A 14725-nucleotide genomic window follows, 5' to 3' on the forward strand; every position below is an offset into this window, starting at 1 on the left:
GCGCGGGGTGTCCTGGCGCCGCTCGAACCTTGAGAACCGGGAGGAAACTCTGCATTCCTAGCCGCAACGCCTCCTGAAGACGCGTCCCGGCGCCTTGTCGAGGACGGGGGGCGCGCACTAGGTGGGACGACGAACGACGCGGCGCCCGCCGCAGCCGGAGAAGACGTCCGAATGGCCACGAAGCGCAAGATCCTTGTCGTCGACGACGACGCCGACCTCCGCGGGGAGATCGTCGAGCAGCTCAACCTGCTGGACGAATTCGACGCGGATTCCGCAGCCGTCGCGACCGAGGGCGTCGCCAAGATCCGCGGGGACCACGTCGACCTCGTGCTGATGGACGTCGGCCTGCCGGACATGGACGGCCGCGAGGCGGTCAAGATGATGCGCCGCGACGGCTACCGCGGCCCGGTCATCATGCTGACGGGACAGGACTCCGACGCCGACACGATTCTCGGGCTCGAGGCCGGCGCCAACGACTACGTGGCGAAGCCGGTGCGGTTCGCGGTGCTGCTCGCCCGCATCCGCGCGCAGCTCCGCAGCCACGAGGCGAGCGAGGACGCGATCTTCACGATCGGACCCTACACGTTCAAGCCCGGCGCCAAGATGCTGATGACGGAGAAGAACGCCAAGATCCGCCTGACCGAGAAGGAAACGGCGATCCTGCGCTTTCTCTACCGCTCCGGCGCCTCCGTCGTCGGGCGCGAGACGCTGCTGCAGGAGGTCTGGGGCTACAACTCCGGCGTGACCACGCACACGCTCGAGACCCACGTCTATCGCCTGCGCCAAAAGATCGAGGCCGATCCTTCGAACGCACGTCTGCTGGTCACGGAAGCCGGAGGCTATAAGCTGGTTCCTTAAACAGGGAATCAGCGGGGGCGGCTTGTCGCTTGAGGACGACATTCGGACGTTGAGCCGCACGCCGCTGCTCGACGAACTGGGCGTGGACGCGCTGCGGCTGATTGCGTTCTCGGCCGACCGGCTGAGCCTCGGCGAGGGCGACATCCTGTTCCGGCAGGGCGAGGAGGCGGACACGGGCTTCGTGGTCGTCTCCGGCGCGATCACGCTCACGCGGCGCGGCGGGCAGACCTACCTCGCGGGGCCTGGCGCGCTCGTCGGCGAGCTGGCGCTGCTGTGCGACACCCGCCGCCCCGCCACCGCCGAGGCCGCCGAGCGGAGCGAGGTCTACCGCATCGCGCGGAGCCTGTTCGGCCGCCTGCTGAACGAATACCCCGCCGTCACCGCCAAGCTGCGCGCCCGTCTGGCCGCGCGCATGACCCAAAACGCCACCGACCTGCGCGCGATCGAATCGACGCTCCGCGGGCGCTGAGGCCTCCGCCTACTCCGCCGCCACGGACCAGCGCTGCGCCCAGTCCGGCGCGAGCTCCAGGCTCGCCGGAGCCGGTCCCGGCGCCCTGCCCTCCCGGACGCAGCCCGCGATGAACCGCAGCGCCGCGGTCATGCCCCAGGAGGTGTAGGGCTTCGAGATCGCCCCGCAGGCGCCGGCGAAATCCTCGGGGATGCGCTTGCGGTTGGCGGTCATGAACACCGCGACGACGCCATGGGTCAGCGCCGCCTCGCGGGCGACATCGACGCCGGTCGGCCCGTCGAGCAGGTGGACGTCCACGAGCGCCATGTCAGGCGGCGAGGCTTCCAGCAGCGCGCGGGCCTCCGCGCTGTCGAGCGCGAAGCCGCTCGGCGTCAGGCCCGCGTCCTCGATCATGAACTCGAGCTCGGCCGCGAGCAGGGCTTCGTCCTCGACGACCAGAATGCGCAAGGGCCTTATCCTTCTGCGCCCTCGACCGCCCGGTGCGGATGGATGGGGATGGTGACCCGGGCGGCGAGGCCGGGATCGCCGTCGCGCCGTTCGACCGTGGCGGACAACTGCCGGCTGAGCAAGTCGACGAGGCTCTGGCCGAAACCGATCTTTTCGTCCTCGAACGCCCCTGCGCCGCCGACGCCGTCGTCCTCCACCTCGATGACGAAGTTCTGGCCGTCCGGCTTGGCGGCGACCCGTATCCGGCCCGGGCGTCCATCGGGGAAGGCGTGCTTGAGGGCGTTGGTCAAAAGCTCGTTCACGACGAGCGCCACCGGCGCGGCGCGGTTGGCCTTGATGACGACGGTCTCGAGGTCGAGGTCGAGCGCAAGGTCGTCGCGCCCGGTCGAGCCGACGAGCTCCGTCGCGATGTCGCGGATGAAGGCCGCGACGTCGAACACGCCAACGTCGTCGGACTGGTAGAGCTTGCGGTGCACCGTCGCGAGCGCGCTCACGCGGTCGAGCATGGAGCGCAGCGTGCGCCGGACGTCGGGGTCCGGGATGCGCCGGGTCTGCAGCAGGATCAGCGAGGCGATCAGCTGCAGGTTGTTCTTCACCCGGTGGTCGACCTCGTGCAGCAGCAGCGTCTTCTGCTCCAGCGCATAGCGCAGGTCGCGGGTGCGCTCCTCCACGAGCTTCTCGGCCATGGCCTTGGCCTGGCTGAGCGCGGTGTTGGCGTCGCGCAGATCGGACGCGGACTGGATCTTCTGGGTGACGTCGAGCTGCGACGCGAAGAAATGCGTGATCTCGCCCGCCGGGCTGAACACGGGGCTGACGTAGAGCGCGTTCCAGAACGGCTCGCCGGTCTTCCGGTAGTTCTTGATCTCGGCCACCACCGCCTCACCGGCGTCGATCGCGTCGCCGATGCGCCGGACTTCGCCACGGTCGGTCTCCGGTCCCTGCAGGAACCGACAGTTCCTGCCGATCACCTCGTGGCGGGGATAGCCCGTCAGCTGCAGAAACGCGTCGTTTGCGAAGACGATGGGGTTGTCCGGCTGCAGCGCGTCGGTGATCACGATCGGCATGCGGGTCGCGCGGATCGCGGCCCCGTAGGGATCGCTCGAATCGTGCTGGTCCTCGAGGCGCTGCGCCTCCCGCAGCGATGCATTGCGATCGTCGGTCATGCAAACTCGCGAAGCGTCGGTGCGCTGAACCGGGCGTCCAGCGGATCGAAATCGGAAGCGCGACGGGAGCGCCGCGGGGAGAAGACGTCCGGAAACGCTTAACCCATACGATTGGTTCGCCTATTTGGATGGCGACCCGTCGTCCGAGCCGTCGGCCGGCGGCTCCAGAGCGGGCCGCGCAAGCAGGTCGCCCTGCAGATAGGTGGCGCCCCAGGCGGTCAGCAGCTCCGCCACCTCCTCGGTTTCGACCTGCTCCGCGACGGTCTCCAGCCCAAGCTCCCGGGCGAGCGCCAGCAGGGCGCGGACGAAGGCGGCGCTGTCCGCCGAGGTCCCGAGATCCCGCACGAAGGACCCGTCGATCTTGACGAGATCGACGCCCAGCTCGCGCAACGCCTTGAACGAGGTGTGCCCGGTGCCGAAGTCGTCGATCGCGACGCGGACGCCGAACGCCCGGAGCTGCGCGACGAAGCGCCCCGTGACGGCGAGGTCGGCGATGGCGGCCGTCTCGGTGATCTCGACCATCAGCCGCGACGCGAGGTCCGGGCGCAGGGTGAACCACGAGGTCAGCGCCGCCAGCCAGCTCTCGTCGTTGGTGGTCGAGGCCGAGATGTTCACCGCGAGGTGGATCTGCGGCTTTTCGGCGAGCCGCCGGACCGCGAGGTCCAGCACCCGGTGATCGAGCATGTGCACGATCTTCAGCTCTTCCGCCGCCTGCACGTAGGCGCCGCCGGAGACGACCTCGCCGGTCTCGGTGGTGATCCGCAGCAGCGCCTCGCTCCACACCGGGTCGCGCGCGCCCGCGCGGAACACCGGCTGGTAGGCCAGCGCCACCCGGCGGCTGCTCATCGCGGCGACCAGCTCGTCGGCGAGGCGCAGATCGGCCCGGCGCCGCGCTTCCCGCTCGGGATCCGGCGCGTAGATCTGGAATCCGGTCGCGGACCCGCTCGCGCGGGCGAGCGCCGTGCGTGCGCGGGCGATGAACTCGGCGCCGTCCCGGGCGTGACGCGGCGCGACCACCCCGCCGATCGCGACGCGCACGGCGATGGCGCCCGCGCTGGAATCGATCGGCTCGTCGTGCACCGCCGCGATCAGCCGTCGTCCCACGACCTGCAGGTCCGCGGCGTCGCACTCCTGCAGCACGAGGCCGAAGGTCGAAGTGGAGAACCGGCCCAGGCTGTCGCCGCCGCGCATGGCGCCCCGAAGCCGGCGGGCGACGGCGACCAGCACGCGGTCGCCCACGTCGAAGCCATAAGCGTCGTTGACGCCGCCGAGGTTCACCACGGAGACCAGGACGAAGGAGGTCGAGGTCTGCATCCGCGCGCCCGCCGCAAGGGCGCTGGCGGCGATCTCCATGAGACGCGGCCGCGCGAGCAGACCTGTGAGCGGGTCGAAGCGGGCGAGCGAGGCGGCCTGCTCGGCGCGCTCGTGATGGGCGCCGAGACGGCGGATGACGCCGACGACTTCCGCCGGCCGGCCGTCGGCTCCCGCGCGCCAGCGGCCCCGGTCCTGGATCCAGAGGCGCTGCGCGCGCCCGCCGCGGAGCAGCGGATAGTCCACCTCGAACGGCACGCCCTGGCCGCTGTCCGTGGTCGCGGAGCCGAACACGGCCTCGCGACGGGTGGTCAGCGCCTCGGGATCGAACAGGGATGAGAAGGCGGTCTCGCTGTCGAGGAGCGTCGCGGCCGGGAGTTCGAGCAGACCGTGCGGATCGCCGATCCACTGCAGCCGGTCGGATTGCACGTCCCACACATAGACGGCCTCGCCCACGGCCACGAGAATGTCGTCGACCGCGAGGCGGCCAAAGCTGGTCGCGCCTCCCGCGCCGATGTGCGTCGTCATGGTCGCCCCCGGGCGCAGGAACTGGAATCGCCGGCTTGGAATTTACCAGCTTCGCTCTTAACTTATCCGTCGCCGATTGCCGACGGCGCCTGTGGTTAACATTAAGTTAAATTTTAGGTTGCGGAGCGCAAAAAACGATGGGCTCCATGCTTTGAGGCATGGTCGGGCGTTGGCTTGAGGGAGCGAACGCGCCATTTCGGCGCAGGGAGGCGACGCGGATGCTGATGATCGCCGGACCAGGCCGAGCCGACCGGGCCGCCCGCGTCGCGCGAAAGCGCGGGGTCGATCCGGTCTCGCCTTCGCCGCGCGTCGAGCCGGCGGCCGACGCCGCGCCCCCGACCGACCGCCCCGACGCGGACCTCGCCGCCCAGGCCGCCGCGGACCGGGAACGGGCGGGACCGGCGCCGCTCGGCCGGCCCTTCGCGCCGCTGGTCGCCCAGCTCATCGCCGGCGTCCTCGGCCTGCCGCAGACCCGCGCCCGCCGCCGGGCCGAGCCGTCCCACGCGACGCGGGCCTATGGCCGGCGGCCTGCCGAGACGCCGAGCGGCGCGCTTTACGAAGCGACGGCCTGAGGCGCGGCGTTTCGCTGGGGACGGAGCCGCCTCCAGCGCATTTGCAACTCGTTCAAGACTTCACCTATATGACGTGCCATGAGCAGGCACGGATCCAGCATCGCCGCGCGTTCGACCGAGACCTTCGCGGGCCTCGCCGACCACGTGCGGCTGCCGTCGCGGTTCCACGCGCGCCTGTCGGCGATCAGCACGCGACTCCGCGGCTGACCCCGACTCCGGCGCGCCCGACGGCGCGACGCCACCTCCGTTCCGCATTCCAGAAGGCTTAGAGGCGCACCATGTCCGCCGCTCCCAAGACCCTGTACGACAAGATCTTCGACGACCACGTCGTCGACCGCCAGCCCGACGGCTCCGTGCTGCTCTACATCGACCGCCACCTCGTCCACGAGGTGACGAGCCCGCAGGCCTTCGAGGGGCTGCGCATGACGGGCCGCAAGGTGCGCGCGCCGGAGAAGACGCTCGCCGTCGTCGACCACAACGTGCCGACCACCAGCCGGCTGCTGCCGAACCCCGATCCGGAAAGCGTCGCCCAGATCGCGGCGCTGGCCGAGAACACGCGCGAGTTCGGCATCGAGTACTATGACGAGTTCGACAAGCGGCAGGGTGTCGTCCACATCGTGGGCCCCGAGCAGGGCTTCACCCTGCCCGGCACGACCATCGTCTGCGGCGACAGCCACACCTCGACGCACGGCGCCTTCGGGGCGCTGGCGCACGGCATCGGCACCTCCGAGGTCGAGCACGTGCTGGCGACCCAGACGCTGATCCAGACCAAAGCCAAGAACATGCGCATCACGGTCGACGGCAAGCTGCCGGAGGGCGTGGGCGCCAAGGACGTGATCCTCGCGATCATCGGCGAGATCGGCACCGCGGGCGGCACCGGCTACGTGATGGAGTACGCCGGCGAGGCGATCCGCGCGCTGTCGATGGAAGGCCGGATGACGGTCTGCAACATGTCGATCGAGGGCGGCGCCCGCGCCGGCATGATCGCGCCGGACGAGACCACCTACGCCTATGTCCAGGGCCGCAAGCGCGCACCCAAGGGCGAGGCCTGGGACGCCGCGCGCCGCTACTGGGAGACGCTCGTCTCCGACGAGGGCGCGCATTTCGACCGCGAGATCCGGCTCGACGGCGCCAACCTGCCGCCGATCGTGTCCTGGGGCACGAGCCCGCAGGACGTGGTGTCGATCACCGGCGTCGTGCCCGATCCGGACGCCGCGTCCGACGAGGGCAAGCGGGCCGCGATCAAGCGGGCGCTCGCCTACATGGGCCTGACCGCCGGCTCCAAGATCACCGACATCGCGCTCGACCGCGTGTTCATCGGCTCCTGCACCAACGGCCGGATCGAAGACCTGCGGCAGGCCGCCAAGATGGTCGCCGGCAAGACCGTCAACGCCAACGTCGCCGCCATGGTGGTTCCGGGCTCCGGCCTGGTGAAGGAGCAGGCCGAGGCCGAGGGCCTCGACAAGATCTTCACCTCCGCCGGCTTCGAATGGCGCGAGCCGGGCTGCTCCATGTGCCTCGCGATGAACCCCGACAAGCTGCGGCCGGAGGAGCGCTGCGCCTCCACCTCGAACCGCAACTTCGAGGGCCGTCAGGGCTTCAAGGGCCGCACCCATCTGGTGTCGCCCGCGATGGCGGCGGCGGCGGCGATCGCCGGCCGCTTCGTCGACATCCGCGACTGGCGCTGAGCGAGCTCCAGGCACGATCGGGGCGTCCGCCAAGCAACGTCGTTCCGGGCGAAGTCCCGGAACCCATACCCATGCCGGTCCAGATATTTCTGCGCCGTTCGGGGTGATGGGCCCCGGCACTTCGGCCGGGGCGACTGCAGAGCGCGGAACTTCGGTCGCGCCGCCCCACGCGAACGGCTCTCATCACCGGAGCGCATCTGTGAGTCTTCGCATCCTCCCGCGCCTCGGCGTCGACGACGTGGCCCGGCTCGCGCCGCTGCTCGCGGCCTACTCCGCCGCGTTGCTGCACGAGGAGCCGGGGGCGCCGGACGAGGCCTACGCCCGCGCCCTGATCGACGACCATGTGGCGGAGATCGCCGGCGCCGAGCTCGACGGCCGTCTGGTGGGCTTCGCGGTGTACTACGACCTTCCCGAAGCCATCTCCCGCCGCCGCGCCGGCCAGCTCGACGACCTCTACGTCGATCCCGCCTGCCGGGGCCGCGGCGTGGCGCAGGCGCTGCTGGAGCGGCTCGTCGCCCATGGCGAGACGCTCGGCTGGGTGCACCTGCGCTGGATGGTCCCCGAGGGCAACCCCGCCGCCGCGCTCTACGACCGCCTCGCGGAGCGCGCGCCCTGGCGCAACTACGTCATCCGGATCGACCGCTCCGTGCACTGGTGAGCGGGCTGGGGTTGCGGCGCTCGAGATCGACCACCCGTCGGCGGTCCCGGCGACGGGGCGCCCCTCATGGAAACCGGGAGGCGCGGAAACCGGGAGGCGCTACTCCGCGGCGGCCGCCACGTTGGCGAAGCCGCCGCCGAGGCGCGGACCGGCCTCGCGGATCTCGGCGTCGACCTCGCTGAAGGCCTCGAAGTTCTTCTGGAACATGCGCGCCAGCCTTCGGGCGGCCCGGTCGTATGCGGCGGGGTCGCTCCAGGTGTCGCGCGGGCGAAGCAGCTTGGCGTCGACGCCGGGCACGTCGGTCGGCACGGCGAAGCCGAAGGTCGGGTCGACGTAGGTCTCGACGTCCTTCAGCGCGCCGCTGAGCGCCGCCGAAAGCAGCGCGCGGGTGGCGGCGATCGGCATGCGCCGGCCCTCGCCGTAGCCGCCGCCGGTCCACCCGGTGTTGACCAGCCAGCAGTCCGCGCCGTGCTCGGCGATCAGGCTCTTCAGAAGCTCGCCGTAGACCTCGGGCCGGCGCGGCATGAAGGGCGCGCCGAAGCAGGTGGAGAAGGTGGCCTGGGGCTCGCTGACGCCGTTCTCGGTGCCGGCGACCTTCGCGGTGTAGCCGGAGAGGAAGTGGTGCATGGCCTGCGCCGGCGTGAGCCGCGCGATCGGCGGCATCACGCCGAAGGCGTCGGCGGTCAGCATCACCACGTTCTTCGGATGCCCGGCGCGGCCGCTGGCGTGGACGTTGCGCACGAAGCGCAGGGGATAGGCGGCGCGGGTGTTTTCGGTGCGGGTCCCGTCGTCGAAGTCCGGCTGGCGGGTCACCGGGTCGATCGCGACGTTCTCCAGCACCGCGCCGAAGCGGCGGATGGCGCCCGCGATCTGCGGCTCGGCCTTAGGGTCGAGCCGGATGGTCTTGGCGTAGCAGCCGCCTTCGAAGTTGAAGACGCCGTTGCGCCCCCAGCCATGCTCGTCGTCGCCGATCAGCGCACGCTCGGGGTCGGCCGACAGCGTGGTCTTGCCGGTGCCCGAGAGGCCGAAGAACACCGCGACGTCGCCGGCCTTGCCGACGTTCGCCGAGCAGTGCATCGGCATCACGTTGCGCTTCGGCAGCAGGTAGTTCAGCGCGGTGAAGACCGACTTCTTCATCTCGCCCGCATAGGCGGTGCCGCCGATGAGCACGACGCCGCGGGCGAAGTCGATCGCGATCACCGTCTTGGAGCGCACGCCGTGGCGCTCGGGATCGGCCTGGAAGCTCGGGACGTCGACGATGGTGAGGTCGGGGCGGAATCGCGCGAGGTCGGCGCGCTCGGGCTCGATCAGCAGCGTGCGGATGAACAGCGAGTGCCAGGCGTATTCGGTGAACACCCGCACCTTGAGGCGGTTCGAGGGGTCCGCGCCGCCGTGGAGGTCCTGGGCGAACAGTTCGCGGCCCGCGACATGCGCGATGAAGTCGGCCTTGAGAAGGTCGAACTGCTCGGGCGTCAGCGCGCCGGCGTTGTCCCACCAGACCTCGTTCTCGGTCGCGGCGTCGCGCACGATGAACTTGTCCTTGGGCGAGCGGCCGGTGTGGGAGCCGGTTTCGGCGACCAGCGCGCCGGTGGCCGCCAGCGAGGCCTCGCCCCTGCGGATCGCGCGCTCGACGAGCGCCGCCTCCGTCAGGTTCCAGTTGACCCCCGCCAGGCCGTCGAAGCCGAAGGCCTCCGCGCCATGGTCGGGGTTCCACTCTCCGGTCTGCCTCACATCGTCCTCCTACACGCCTGCCCCCGCGCGCCGCATCTCCTGCGCGCCCGCTGGAGAGACCAGCGAAAATCGGCGCGAACGTGACGGCGGCGGCTGTTTTGTCGCACAGGCCGCGCTCCGGCCCGCGCGACCGCGACTTTCCTGCGACGATATCACGCCTTGCGCCAGGAGAAGCAGACGATTCGGCGCCGCGACAAGGGTCAGGCGGGCGTCGGACCGCGGAAGTAGGGCTCGACCTCGCCCTTGAGCTTCAGCGTCATCGGCTTGCCGAAACGGTCGCGCGCGAGGCCGGCGGCGACGCGGATCCATCCTTCGCTCACCGAGTATTCCTCGACGTTGGTCTTCTCGACGCCCTTGAAGCGGATGCCGACGCCGCGCTCGAGCGCCTCGGCGTCGTAGAACGGGCTGTCGGGATCGGTCGAGAGGCGGGCGGGCGGCGTGTCGTCCATCGAAGGCGCTCCGGAGAGGTTGCGAGAAGCGGCGGACCATAGGCGCAGCGTTCCGCCCGGCCAAGCCTCTCTGGTTCTCCGCCCGCCCATAGCGCCTCGGCGGCGGGCGCCGACGCACGGCGACCTTGCGCCGGCCGCGCCGCAGGCTCGCCTCATTCTCGGACGATCAATTCAATGTTGCGTCGCAGCATTGAATTGTGCCCTGCGGCGCCCACCTGATCTCAGCGACGGCGACGTCCCCGATCGTTGCGCCAAAAGACTGGATGCGCCATGGCCCGCTTCGGCGATCTCGCCTCGGAACTGAACCCATTCCTGAAGATGTGGTCGCTCGACGGCGGCGGCGCGTCCGCGGCCGGCAGCGCGCCCGCCGACGCGCGGCTCGCGACGGTCGCCGAGTTCGGCGGCAATCCCGGCGACCTCGTCATGAGGACCTACACGCCCGCGGGCCTCGCGCGCGGATCGGCTCTGGTCGTGGTGCTGCACGGCTGCACCCAGACCGCGGCGAGCTTCGAGCAGAGCGCGGCCTGGACCGCGCTCGCGGACGAGCACGGGTTCGCGGTGCTCTATCCCGAGCAGCATGCGGGCAACAACCCGAAGCGCTGCTTCAACTGGTTCAACCCCGAGGACGTCGCCCGCGGCGCCGGCGAGGCGGCCTCCATCCGCGCCATGGTCGGGACCATGGTCGCCAAGCATGGTCTCGACCGCCGCCGGGTGTTCGTGACCGGACTGTCGGCCGGCGGCGCGATGACCTCCGCGCTGCTTGCGGCCTATCCCGACGTCTTCGCGGGCGGCGCGATCATGGCCGGACTGCCGTGCGGGGCGGCGTCGTCCGTGCCGCAGGCCTTCGAGAGCATGTACAAGGGCGCCTCCCGACCGGCCCGCGAATGGGGCGACGCCGTCCGGGACGCCTCGGACCATGGCGGGCCCTGGCCGAAGGTCAGCGTCTGGCACGGCGGCGCGGACTCGACCGTCGTTCCCTCCAACGGCGACGAGATCGTCAAGCAGTGGCTCGACGTCCACGGGCTTCATGGCGCGAAGCCGACCGTCGAGCGCAAGGGCGGGCGCACCCGCCGGGTCTGGACCGGCCCGGACGGCGAAGCCGTCGTCGAACAGCACGTCGTCGCCGGCATGAACCACGGCGTCGCGCTCGACGCCCGGCGCGGCGAGACGCCGGGCCCGTTCATGCTGGACGTCGGCGTGTCGGCCAACCGCGACGTGCTCGCGTTCTGGGGCCTCGCCCCGGCGAAGGCCGCGGCCAAGGCCGCCGAGAAGGACGCTGGGAAGCCCGCCGCCGCGAACGCGTCCGCCGCCGCCGAGCCGCTTCGCCCCGCGTCGGCGCGCCGGCCCGCCGCCGCGACGCCGACGGCCAAGCCGTCCCGCAGCGGCTTCGCCGGCCGCATGGAGCCCGAGCCCCGGCGGAGCGGCCGCATCGACGTGCAGGGCGTCATCGCCAAGGCGCTGAAGGCCGCCGGCCTGATGAAGTGACGCCGCCGGAACGCCTCGTCGCCGCCCCGCGTTGACTATGGGGCGACGACGACGGCCGCGGGCGGGCGAATGATCACGGACCTCTGGTACAAGAACGCCATCGTCTACTGTCTCTCGGTCGAGAGCTTCATGGACTCGAACGGCGACGGGGTCGGCGACTTCCCCGGCCTGACGCGCCGGCTCGACTACCTCCACGGCCTCGGCGTCACCGCCGTCTGGCTGATGCCGTTCCAGCCCTCGCCGGGGCGCGACGACGGCTACGACGTCTCCGACTACTACAACGTCGACCCGCGCTACGGCTCGCTCGGCGACTTCGTGGAGTTCACCCACGCGGCGAAGCAGCGTGGCATGCGCGTGCTGATCGACCTCGTGGTCAACCACACCTCCGACCAGCACCCCTGGTTCAAGTCCGCCCGCGCGGACCCCAAGTCGCCGTTCCGCGACTGGTACGTCTGGTCGAAGACCAAGCCGAAGAACGCCGACGAGGGCATGGTGTTCCCCGGCGTCCAGAAGACGACCTGGACGCGGGACGACGAGGCCAAGGCCTATTACTTCCACCGCTTCTATGAGTTCCAGCCCGACCTCAACACCGCCCACCCGGAGGTGCAGGCCGAGATCCTCAAGATCATGGGGTTCTGGATCCAGCTCGGCGTGTCCGGCTTCCGCATGGACGCCGTGCCCTTCGTGATCGCCGAGAAGGGCGCCGACGTGACGACGCCGAAGGAGCAGTTCGGCATGCTCCGCTCGTTCCGGGAGTTCCTGCAGTGGCGCAAGGGTGACAGCGTCATTCTCGCCGAAGCCAACGTGATGCCCGAAGACGACATGAAGTACTTCGGCGACGACGGCGACCGCATGCAGATGATGTTCAACTTCCAGGTCAACCAGCGCCTGTTCTATGCGCTGGCGAGCGCGGACGTCGCGCCGCTGGAGAAGGCCCTCAAGGAGACGCGGCCGGGCTATCCCACGGCGCAGTGGGGCATGTTCCTGCGCAACCACGACGAGCTGGACCTCGGACGCCTGACCGACGAGCAGCGGCAGGTCGCGTTCGACGCCTTCGGGCCCGAGAAATCGATGCAGCTCTACGACCGTGGCGTGCGGCGGCGTCTGGCCCCCATGCTGAAGGGCGACCGCCGCCGGCTGGAGCTCGCCTACAGCCTGATGTTCGCCCTGCCGGGCACGCCCGTGCTGCGCTACGGCGACGAGATCGCCATGGGCGACGACCTCGACCTGCCCGAGCGCTACTGCGCGCGCACGCCGATGCAGTGGGCGAACGAGCAGAACGGCGGATTCAGCACAGCTGAAAAGACTTATTTGCCGGCTATCTCAGGCGGCGGCTACGGCTATCAGTCCGTCAACGTGGCGCAGCAGCGGCGCGATCCGAACTCGTTTCTGAACTGGCTGGAGCGGATCGTCCGGATGCGGCAGGAGACGCCCGAGATCGGCTGGGGCGAGTACCAGATCCTCCGTACGGGCGCGAAGGGCGTGCTCGCCATGCGCTACGACTGGCGGGGCAACGCAGCGGTGTTCCTCCACAACTTCGGCGAGGAGGGCTGCGACGTCGCCTTCCGCAGCGGCGGGGCGGAGGGCGAGCCGGACCATCTGGTCAACCTGCTGTCCGCCGACCACAGCCGTCCCGGCCCCGACGGCCGCCATCACGTCACGCTCGAGCCCTACGGCTACCGCTGGTACCGTCTCGGCCGCCTGGACGAGACCCAGCGCCGCACCGCCGCCGCGTGACCTCCCCGTTTTGACGCCGGCTCCCAGGACCGATCCATGACCGACACGCCCTGGTGGAAGAGCGCGGCGATCTATCAGGTCTATCCGCGCTCGTTCCAGGACGCCGACGGCGACGGGATCGGCGACCTGGAAGGAATCCGCAACCGGCTCGGCCATCTCGTGGAGCTCGGCGTCGACGCGCTCTGGATCTCGCCGATCTACCCCTCCCCGATGGCAGACTTCGGCTACGACGTCGCGGACTACTGCGGCGTCGATCCGATCTTCGGCACGCTCGCCGACGTCGACCGCCTGATCGCGGAGGCGCACGCGCGGGGATTGAAGCTCATCCTCGACTTCGTGCCCAACCACAGCTCGGACCGGCACCCCTGGTTCGTGGACAGCCGATCCGGCCGCCACGCGCCAAAGCGCGACTGGTACGTCTGGCGCGACCCCGGCCCCGGCGGCGGGCCTCCGAACAACTGGGTCAGCAACTTCGGCGGCCCGGCCTGGACCTATGACGAGGCCTCCGGCCAGTACTACCACCACGCCTTCCTGAGCGAGCAGCCCGACCTGAACTGGCGAAACCCCGAGGTGCGCGCCGCGATGATCGACGCGCTGCGCTTCTGGCTCGACCGCGGCGTCGACGGCTTTCGCGTCGACGTGCTGTGGCACCTCATCAAGGACATCGACTTCCGCGACAACCCGCCGAACCCCGACTACGGCCCCGGCATGCCGGACATCGCGCGCCTGCTGCAGGTCCATTCCGCCGACCAGCCGGAGGCGATCGAGGTGACGCGGGAGCTGCGCGCGACGCTCGACGCCTACCCCGGCGACCGCGTGCTGATCGGCGAGCTCTACCTGCCGTTCGAGCGGCTGATGGCCTACTACGGCCCGGACCTCACCGGCGCGCAGCTGCCGTTCAACTTCCACCTCATCCTTGCCCCCTGGAACGCGCGCGGCCTCGCGCGGCTGATCGCGGAGTACGAGCGGGCGCTTCCTCCCGGCGGCTGGCCGAACTGGGTGCTCGGCAACCACGACCAGAAGCGGGTCGCGAGCCGCCTCGGCCGCGCCCAGGCCCGCGTCGCCGCCATGCTGCTGCTGACGCTGCGCGGGACGCCGACGCTCTATTACGGCGACGAGATCGGCCTGATGGACGGCGTCGTCCCGCCTGAGGCGCTGCGCGACCCCTGGGCGCTGCGCGAGCCCGGCGTCGGCGGGCGCGACCCCTGCCGGACGCCGATGCCCTGGGACGACGGGCCGAACGCCGGCTTCTCGGCGGCGACGCCCTGGCTCCCGCTCGGCGACGGCGCGACCCGCGACGTCGCGGCGGAGGCGGCCGATCCCCGCTCCATGCTTGCGCTGCACCGCCGACTGCTCGCGCTCCGCCGCGCCACGCCGGCGCTCGCGCTCGGAGCCTACGAAACGGTCGCGGCCGACGGCGACCTGCTCGCCTACCAACGGCGGGACGGCGAGGCTCGCCTGCTGGTCGTGCTGAACCTCGGGCCGAGGCCCGCCACGTTCGAGGCCGGCGCGCCGACGCGCACGCTGCTCTCGACCCATCTCGACCGCGAGGGGCCGGAGCCCGCGGGGGCGCTGACGCTTCGCGCCGACGAGGGGCTGGTGCTGGCCTTTGCGGAATGAGAGCGCCGG

General features: G+C 70.8%; 14 protein-coding genes. 9 read left to right on the plus strand and 5 right to left on the minus strand.

Going from position 1 to position 14725, the window contains the following annotated elements:
• The first annotated feature begins 171 nt into the window (after positions 1–171).
• Both JOD31_RS15130 and JOD31_RS15135 read left to right on the plus strand, forming a co-directional pair.
• Positions 172–858 (plus strand): response regulator transcription factor, encoded by a 687-nt coding sequence (locus tag JOD31_RS15130; protein ID WP_204951250.1) that lies wholly within the window; start codon positions 172–174, stop codon positions 856–858.
• Positions 859–907: 49 nt separating this feature from the next.
• Positions 908–1327 (plus strand): cyclic nucleotide-binding domain-containing protein, encoded by a 420-nt coding sequence (locus JOD31_RS15135; RefSeq protein ID WP_246482513.1) that lies wholly within the window; start codon positions 908–910, stop codon positions 1325–1327.
• 9 nt (positions 1328–1336) lie between these two features.
• Here JOD31_RS15135 and JOD31_RS15140 read toward each other — a convergent pair whose 3' ends face one another.
• From JOD31_RS15140 to JOD31_RS15150, 3 genes are all read right to left on the minus strand, one after another.
• Positions 1337–1774 (minus strand): response regulator, encoded by a 438-nt coding sequence (locus JOD31_RS15140; RefSeq protein ID WP_204951252.1) that lies wholly within the window; start codon positions 1772–1774, stop codon positions 1337–1339.
• A gap of 5 nt (positions 1775–1779) precedes the next feature.
• Positions 1780–2937 (minus strand): histidine kinase dimerization/phosphoacceptor domain -containing protein, encoded by a 1158-nt coding sequence (locus tag JOD31_RS15145; RefSeq protein ID WP_204951253.1) that lies wholly within the window; start codon positions 2935–2937, stop codon positions 1780–1782.
• A 120-nt stretch (positions 2938–3057) separates the two neighbouring features.
• Entirely contained in the window at positions 3058–4776 is a 1719-nt protein-coding gene (locus JOD31_RS15150) for a bifunctional diguanylate cyclase/phosphodiesterase (protein ID WP_204951254.1), read from the minus strand.
• A gap of 218 nt (positions 4777–4994) precedes the next feature.
• Between JOD31_RS15150 and JOD31_RS15155 the strand changes: the two genes are divergently transcribed.
• The 4 genes from JOD31_RS15155 to JOD31_RS15165 all read left to right on the plus strand — a co-directional run bounded on the left by JOD31_RS15155 (position 4995) and on the right by JOD31_RS15165 (position 7694).
• Positions 4995–5348, plus strand: coding sequence for a hypothetical protein (locus JOD31_RS15155; protein WP_204951255.1), 354 nt, complete (start codon positions 4995–4997; stop codon positions 5346–5348).
• Positions 5349–5426: 78 nt separating this feature from the next.
• Entirely contained in the window at positions 5427–5555 is a 129-nt protein-coding gene (locus JOD31_RS19665; RefSeq protein WP_020186671.1) for a hypothetical protein, read from the plus strand.
• Positions 5556–5626: 71 nt separating this feature from the next.
• On the plus strand, positions 5627–7036 hold the full coding sequence (leuC, locus tag JOD31_RS15160; RefSeq protein WP_204951256.1) for a 3-isopropylmalate dehydratase large subunit: 1410 nt from the start codon (positions 5627–5629) through the stop codon (positions 7034–7036).
• Between the two features lie 199 nt (positions 7037–7235).
• Entirely contained in the window at positions 7236–7694 is a 459-nt protein-coding gene (locus JOD31_RS15165; RefSeq protein WP_204951257.1) for a GNAT family N-acetyltransferase, read from the plus strand.
• Between the two features lie 99 nt (positions 7695–7793).
• On the opposite strand, the gene JOD31_RS15170 is transcribed toward JOD31_RS15165, so the two are convergent.
• Entirely contained in the window at positions 7794–9365 is a 1572-nt protein-coding gene (locus JOD31_RS15170) for a phosphoenolpyruvate carboxykinase (protein WP_246482546.1), read from the minus strand.
• Positions 9366–9625: 260 nt separating this feature from the next.
• Complete coding sequence (locus JOD31_RS15175) at positions 9626–9874, minus strand: DUF3297 family protein (protein ID WP_204951259.1); 249 nt, start codon at positions 9872–9874, stop codon at positions 9626–9628.
• 270 nt (positions 9875–10144) lie between these two features.
• On the opposite strand from JOD31_RS15175, the gene JOD31_RS15180 reads away from it, so the two are divergent.
• The 3 genes from JOD31_RS15180 to JOD31_RS15190 all read left to right on the plus strand — a co-directional run bounded on the left by JOD31_RS15180 (position 10145) and on the right by JOD31_RS15190 (position 14716).
• On the plus strand, positions 10145–11359 hold the full coding sequence (locus tag JOD31_RS15180; protein ID WP_204951260.1) for an extracellular catalytic domain type 1 short-chain-length polyhydroxyalkanoate depolymerase: 1215 nt from the start codon (positions 10145–10147) through the stop codon (positions 11357–11359).
• Positions 11360–11428: 69 nt separating this feature from the next.
• Positions 11429–13096 (plus strand): alpha-amylase family protein, encoded by a 1668-nt coding sequence (locus tag JOD31_RS15185; RefSeq protein WP_204951261.1) that lies wholly within the window; start codon positions 11429–11431, stop codon positions 13094–13096.
• 36 nt (positions 13097–13132) lie between these two features.
• On the plus strand, positions 13133–14716 hold the full coding sequence (locus tag JOD31_RS15190; RefSeq protein WP_204951262.1) for an alpha-amylase family glycosyl hydrolase: 1584 nt from the start codon (positions 13133–13135) through the stop codon (positions 14714–14716).
• The last annotated feature ends 9 nt before the right edge of the window (positions 14717–14725 follow it).

Origin of the sequence: Methylopila capsulata, assembly GCF_016907975.1 — a bacterium.
Classification (GTDB): Bacteria; Pseudomonadota; Alphaproteobacteria; order Rhizobiales; family Methylopilaceae; genus Methylopila; species Methylopila capsulata.